This window comes from Acidiplasma cupricumulans, assembly GCF_001402935.1.
GTDB classification, from domain to species: Archaea; Thermoplasmatota; Thermoplasmata; order Thermoplasmatales; family Thermoplasmataceae; genus Acidiplasma; species Acidiplasma aeolicum.
Genome location: NZ_LKBH01000275.1, coordinates 1 through 6,493, shown reverse-complemented (window position 1 = coordinate 6,493; position 6,493 = coordinate 1). Strand labels below are relative to the sequence as shown.

General features: G+C 32.0%; 7 protein-coding genes. 6 read left to right on the top strand and 1 reads right to left on the bottom strand.

All coding sequences use genetic code 11. The annotated features are described in order from the left end of the window. Positions 1-2,689: tetratricopeptide repeat protein (locus tag AOG55_RS09510; protein ID WP_055041118.1), on the top strand; the 2,689-nt coding region annotated here is incomplete at its 5' end. Further along, complete coding sequence (locus tag AOG55_RS07530) at positions 2,679-3,287, top strand: peptidase (RefSeq protein ID WP_052656656.1); 609 nt, start codon at positions 2,679-2,681, stop codon at positions 3,285-3,287. The genes AOG55_RS09510 and AOG55_RS07530, both read left to right, overlap by 11 nt. 31 nt (positions 3,288-3,318) lie before the next feature. Here AOG55_RS07530 and AOG55_RS07525 read toward each other — a convergent pair whose 3' ends face one another. Next, a complete protein-coding gene (locus AOG55_RS07525) occupies positions 3,319-3,543 on the bottom strand; it encodes a hypothetical protein (protein WP_048100921.1) in 225 nt (74 codons plus the stop codon). A gap of 78 nt (positions 3,544-3,621) precedes the next feature. Between AOG55_RS07525 and AOG55_RS09200 the strand changes: the two genes are divergently transcribed. From AOG55_RS09200 to glmM, 4 genes are all read left to right on the top strand, one after another. Then, positions 3,622-3,798, top strand: a complete 177-nt coding sequence (locus AOG55_RS09200) for a zinc finger domain-containing protein (RefSeq protein WP_231563387.1) — start codon at positions 3,622-3,624, stop codon at positions 3,796-3,798. Positions 3,799-3,803: 5 nt separating this feature from the next. After that, positions 3,804-4,070 (top strand): elongation factor 1-beta, encoded by a 267-nt coding sequence (locus tag AOG55_RS07520; protein WP_048101329.1) that lies wholly within the window; start codon positions 3,804-3,806, stop codon positions 4,068-4,070. 18 nt (positions 4,071-4,088) lie between these two features. Further along, positions 4,089-5,153, top strand: coding sequence for a glycosyltransferase (locus AOG55_RS07515; protein WP_236688992.1), 1,065 nt, complete (start codon positions 4,089-4,091; stop codon positions 5,151-5,153). Positions 5,154-5,172: 19 nt separating this feature from the next. Next, positions 5,173-6,493, top strand: a 1,321-nt coding sequence (glmM, locus tag AOG55_RS07510) for a phosphoglucosamine mutase (protein ID WP_055041116.1), incomplete at its 3' end; no start/stop codon positions are given.

Genomic DNA, 6,493 nt, shown 5'->3' with positions numbered 1-6,493 from the left:
TTATAATATTAATAAAAATGTTATAAACAGAATTATTGAAATAGAGTATAAAATAGGCGATTATGCATCCACGCTTACATATATAAATTATAATAAAAATAACCTAAGCAGAGAACAGCTTATATATAAAATAAATTCAGAAATAAACCTATTAATGTTTTTCGAGGCCGAGGATGATATTAAAGAGTATCAAAAACAGTACGGAACAGACAATGACATATTGAAACAGATGCTAATTTATTACCGTAAAAACGGCGACATTGACCTTGAGTTTGAAACTGCATTAAACTTGGTTAAAAATAATTCTGCTGATGATTTTGTATACAGGACAATACTTAACTATTATTATAAAAATGGTGAGAATGAAAAAATTATAAATTTTATGGAAAAACAAAATATAATGGAAAGGTATCCTGAATATTATATTCCGGCGTTAATATACACCAATAAGTTTGATGCCGGGCTTGCACAAATAAATAAAAACCCTTCAATACTGGGTAATGGCAAGGTCATTGATACAATCTTTTTATTTAGCAGGAATAACAGGTTTTTGGAATTTTTTGAAAAGTATAAGTATGATTATGAACTGCTTTCTTTAATAATTGATTTTTTAAAGGGCAGGAAAATAAAGGACCCATTTAGTTACATAAAGTCTGTAATAAATTCAGGGTCAATTTCGTGTGCCTATATTATATCATTGATTACAATAAATTTTGAAAAACATTCAATACCAAAAAAAATAAATGATATGCTGGACATGGACAAATTTAGGGATATAAAAATTTTAATTGAGAACATCATGGATATCTATTCTGGAATTATTGATACTGCTGAGCATGATTCCAAATATTTTATATACCCTGTTACGGAAACATTAATAAGATCAGGGAGGATGGATCAGGCCCTTTCTTTGCTTGGAAGCATGGATGGATTCGATAATGATCCGTTCATAAATTATTTCATGGCACTTATTAAATATTATAAAAAGGAGTATTCAGATGCAAAACGTTACATTAATTATGCCATAGAAAAGCTTGACAATGAAAAATTTATGGCTGTGAAATTTTTAATATACTTAATAGATAAAAATTCAGATATGGTAGATATAGCCAATACAATTTCTGATAAAGATATGTCATGTGTTTATCAGTATGTTTATGATATGATACTTCAGGCAAACATTGTTCCTAATGAGGATATTTATGCTAGACTTAAAAACCTGAATATTGATGATATAAATTTGCTTAGAATAAAGAGATATTTTGCAAATAATTTTAAAGACAGAATTCAATATTCTGCATTAATTCTAAAAAATGGATTAAATGTAAGCGATGTGATCAAGCACTATTATATAATTTATGAGGAAAATCCTGATAACGCAGCCAGATTTTTATTAAAAACAGGTCTTGTAAATTATAAAATTTATTCAATTTTGGGTGATTATTATTTCTCAAAAAAAATGTATAATGAGGCCATATTTAATTATCTTATGGCCTATATAAGAAAACCTGAAGCGAACTTAATTAACCTTAAAACGCTGCTTGAATCCGTAGATATTTATGGCAATTCAATTGATTACCTGAAATCAATTGGTAATTATTTCCTTTTATCTGTTTTATATATTGTAAAGGGTGATTTAATACCCCTCGGTGATCTACTAGTGGAAAAGAAATTAAGAAGAATTTATTCATTTGCAATTTTAAAGGATTTTGATTCTCCTGTAATTATGAATGCCCTTAAGGACGTTTTCAATGAAACACATGATAATGTTATTGGTGAGCTGATTGCCGATGGTTTTATACATAATGAAAATTATGATGAGGCTGAAAAAACACTCAAGATTGTTTATTATTACAACAGAAATAGCCAGGCCATTCTTTTAAAGCTTGCACATGCAGAGTATCTAAATAATAATGAGGAGGAATCCATGTACCTTTTAAAATCAGGTTTCAGAAGGTTTAAATCCATTTATTTATTTAATTTATTAATAGATTTTTATTATTCAATCAGGAATTATGAAGGTATATTAAACATAAGCAAAAAATTCCAGAATCTTATAAATTCAAATAATATTAAATATATTTTATATTCATATGCGAGACTTTTTATGTATAATGATTTATATTTAATGGAAACAAAGTACCAAGGCATGATAAACCATGAGGTAAAATCTGAATTAAAAAATAGAAAAATAGCCTCATTGAAATTTAAAAACGTTATAGAATACGCAAAATTAATTCTGAAAAAAGAATATGATAATAATAAAATAATTGACAGAGAGCTTGCAACATCAATTATTCCGGAATATTTCATAAATGAGGTTTATGATTTTCTGGAATCCAGGGAACCGTACACATTCATAGATAAATATAAGTATAACCAGATGTCAATAGAAGTATTAAGGGCGATTCGTAATATGGGCATTAAAAATATACATGAGATTAAGATATATCACATAAATCATATTTTAAATGATGTTATAAAATCAAAAAATTTTTATATATTTCTTAATTGGGCCATGAATAATGAAATAAATATTAATATTTCAAAGGCCGCCCTTGCAATGTATAAAGACCTGGAAAATAAACCAGGATCAATTATGGATATTGTATCCAGATTTAATATAGGCGTTCTTGATGCCATAAATATACTGGATTCGGTTAACAGAGAGATTAAAAATGATGTATAATAGATTTAATGAAAGAAATGATATATTTATTGCGGTACTAGTATTAACGCTGGCATTTACAATGTTTTTAACAGGTGGAATATACCATATTAACGTGGCATTTCTGCCAATTTTTGCCCTTGCCGGATTTAGTGTAACAGTTACTGCATTTCTGCTTCATGAGCTTGCACACAGGACTGTTGCAAGAAGGCTAGGCGCTGTTGCATTTTTTAAATTATGGAATCTCGGAATAATTCTTGCGCTTATAACCTCATTATTTGGCTTCATCATAGCAGCCCCAGGTGCTGTTGAATTTGCCGGACTTTATGATTCTGAAAGCGAGGGAAAAATAGCCGCAGCAGGACCGGGAACAAATATTGCTCTGGGAGCGTTATTTTACCTTATATATATCTTTATAAGCACCGGCATAGCTGGTTTTATATTATATTATGTTGCACTTCTTAATTTCTGGTTCGCGCTCTTCAACCTAATACCTGTTCCCCCACTTGATGGGAGCAAGGTATTTTACTGGAACAGCAAAGTTTTTGCATTCCTGTTCATACTTTCACTGGTCCTAAATGTGGTTGATGGCTTTATACCATCATTATTCGGGCTTTAACCGTTATCAGTCTTTTATATGGTACAAATATTTATTCTTCAGGTGTTGCAAAAAATATCGAATTTTCACCAACATCTATCCTGTATTTTATATTCATATTCCTTTCGTTTAATACCAGAGAATTGGCGTCTGTAAGTGCGTTCCATATATTCGACATTTGCCTTGAGATAATACCGTAATATAATGGCCTTTCAGATGCGACAAAAATCTGATTCTCTTTTATTAAAAAATTTTTTTCCCCTATTTTTATTTCCATATAATGTAATTATTAATATGGTCATTATTTTTTTGATAAAATAAAGGTTATATATTTTTAAATAATGAGGAACTGGAAGTGATTAATATAAATACAAAGGATACTTGTACATCATGTGGTATAGGACTCGTGGAGGTCGGTTATTCAATATTTCCATGTCCAAACTGTGGGGAGGAGATTATAGGAAGGTGCAAACAGTGCAGGGAACATTCCACGCCATATGTTTGCCCAAAATGTGGATTTATGGGGCCGTGATTAAAATGGGAGATGTAATGGTTTTATTGAGAGTGCTTCCAGAGTCTGTGGATATTGACCTGGAAAGCCTAAAGAATGACATTACTGAGAAAATAAAGGATTTGTGCAAGATAAATAGTGTTAATGAGGAGGAGATAGGCTTCGGCCTTAAGGCTCTAATGTTTCAGGTTATTGTTCCAGATGAGGAGGGAAAAATAGACAGGGTTGAGGGTGCAATCTCCTCTGTAAAGAATGTAAGCCAGGTTGATACAAGGGATATCTCATTAATATAAATGTTAATTTATTTTATTTTGCTTGTAATATATATAATCATTTTACTGCTTGTATCTCTTGGATTTATTTTAATAGAAACACATAAAAATGTAAATGATGATATAGAAAACAATTACAGGCCAAGAACGCTTGTTATGATACCATGCCGTGGTGTGGATTATTCACTGGAGGAGAACCTTAAATCTATAATTAATCAGGATTATCCAGATTACCATGCTGTTACAATTGTTGATTCCCCTGATGACCCTGCATGCAGTATTATAAATAAACTAAAAATAGACTGCATTGTATCAGATTTTCAGTGCGGTAAATGCAGTGGTAAGGTGCGGGCCCTATGCACTGCAATTGAAAAATATCCCGATTATGAAGTTTATGTTATTGCTGATTCTGACATTCTGGTCTCATCACAGTGGCTTAAGTATCTTATTATGCCACTTGGAATTGATAATGCCGGAATTTCCACAACCTTTCCATATTTTAAACCTGTTGGAGGATTCTGGAGCAGGGTTAAGGAGGTTTGGGGGTTTGTTGGCATGGGCCTTATGGAGGCAAAACTAACAAGATTTGGGTGGGGAGGTTCTCTTGCATTCAAAAAATCTCTGCTTAACAATTATTTTGATTATTTTTGCAGCAATATATCGGATGATACAGCACTAACAAAAATAGCCAAGGATAAAAATCTGGATCTTTATTATGTAAAAAGGGCAATGCCTGTGGTAAATTCTCCAGAAAATTTTGAGCAGTTTTTTGAGTGGGCAAACAGGCAGACCGCTCTATCAATTGCTGCATCAAAAAAGATATTTTATTATGGAATTTTATTCTATTTTTCTTACATGTTTCTGTTTTTCTCTGCCATATTTGCAGGCATATTTTATAACAAACTCTTTTTATTATTTTTAATACCGGAGATATTATATATTTTGAACATGATTAGGCGTCTCAATAAGGTATCGCCTGAAAATGTAATTGCCGCAATTTTAATGCCATTTATTTATACACTTAATCTTTTCATGGCAAACAGAATGAAAGATATTACATGGCGTGGCAGGGTTTACAATATAAAAAATAAAAAATTATTATAAATGCATACAATACCATTATATGGAATTACATTTTTTTGGAACCAATGGGATAAGAGGTATACCAAATGATGATCTGTCAGCTGAATTCTCCATGGATGTTGGAAAGGCCATGGCAACATTCTTCAGTGCTAAAAAAATAGCCATGGCAAAGGATACAAGGATAACCGGCGATATGATATTAAATGCGGTCTCATCTGCAGTAATGTCCGCAGGCACTGATGTGGTTTATCTTGGTATACTGCCAACACCTGCACTGCAGTATTACTGCAAAAAAAATCATGTTCCGGGAATTATGATAACTGCATCACATAATCCACCACAGTATAATGGCATAAAGGCAATAGATATGGATGGAACAGAAATAGATGAAAAAAAGGAATATGAAATAGAAAAATTAATAATGAATAAAAAATTTAAAAATGTTTCATGGGAAAATGCAGGAAGATTTTATTATGATGATACTGCAGTGGATTTATACATAAATGGCATAATATCACTGATTAATTTTAAAAAGATCTCAGAGAGAAAATTAAATGTGGCCATAGATACCGGAAACGGTGCATCATATTATACAAGCCCGCTTTTACTTTCCAGGCTCAACTGCCATATAGTAACATTAAATTCAAACCCTGATGGAAAATTTACAGGACGAAATTCTGAGCCAAAACCAGAAAATCTGCAGGATCTTATAAACATTATGAAAACTGGCAAATTCGATATAGGCATAGCACACGATGGTGATGCTGACAGATGCGTATTCATAGATGAAAATGGTAATTTTATAGATGGAAATGAAAGCCTGGCCTTAATAGCAAAATATACATTAAGGGCCGGGGAAACTCTTGTTACCCCAACAAGCAGCTCTGATGCATTAAAGGATGTGTGCCAGCAAAAAAATGCAAAAATAATTGTAACAAGGGTGGGTGCCCCGATTGTGGCCAGAACCATGATAGAAAACAATGCTGTGATTGGCGGAGAGGAGAATGGTGGTGTCATATATGGTAAACATCAGTTCTGCAGAGATGGCGCCATGACAATGTCATTAATGCTCAACCTGCTTGCCTGTGAGAATAAAAAAATAAGTGAACTGCTAAAGGAGATACCAAAATATTACATGGTAAAAAAGTCAGTACCCAGAAAATATGACTGGGATGTTATTAAAAATAAATTACTTGATGCACTGGGAAATAAAAAAACAGATCTACTTGACGGAATAAAGATATATGAGGATTCAGGCTGGGTTTTAATAAGGCCATCGGGCACGGAAAAAATATTAAGAATATTCACAGAATCTAAAGACGAAAAAACTGCAATGGATCTTAATGAAAAATATATTAATA

Bases quoted from the DNA above. Each gene is read 5' to 3' on its own strand.
- AOG55_RS07520 (WP_048101329.1), top strand. From the start codon at position 3,804: ATGGGAGATGTAATGGTTTTATTGAGAGTGCTTCCAGAGTCTGTGGAT.
- AOG55_RS07530 (WP_052656656.1), top strand. From the start codon at position 2,679: ATGATGTATAATAGATTTAATGAAAGAAATGATATATTTATTGCGGTA.
- AOG55_RS07525 (WP_048100921.1), bottom strand. From the start codon at position 3,543: ATGGAAATAAAAATAGGGGAAAAAAATTTTTTAATAAAAGAGAATCAG.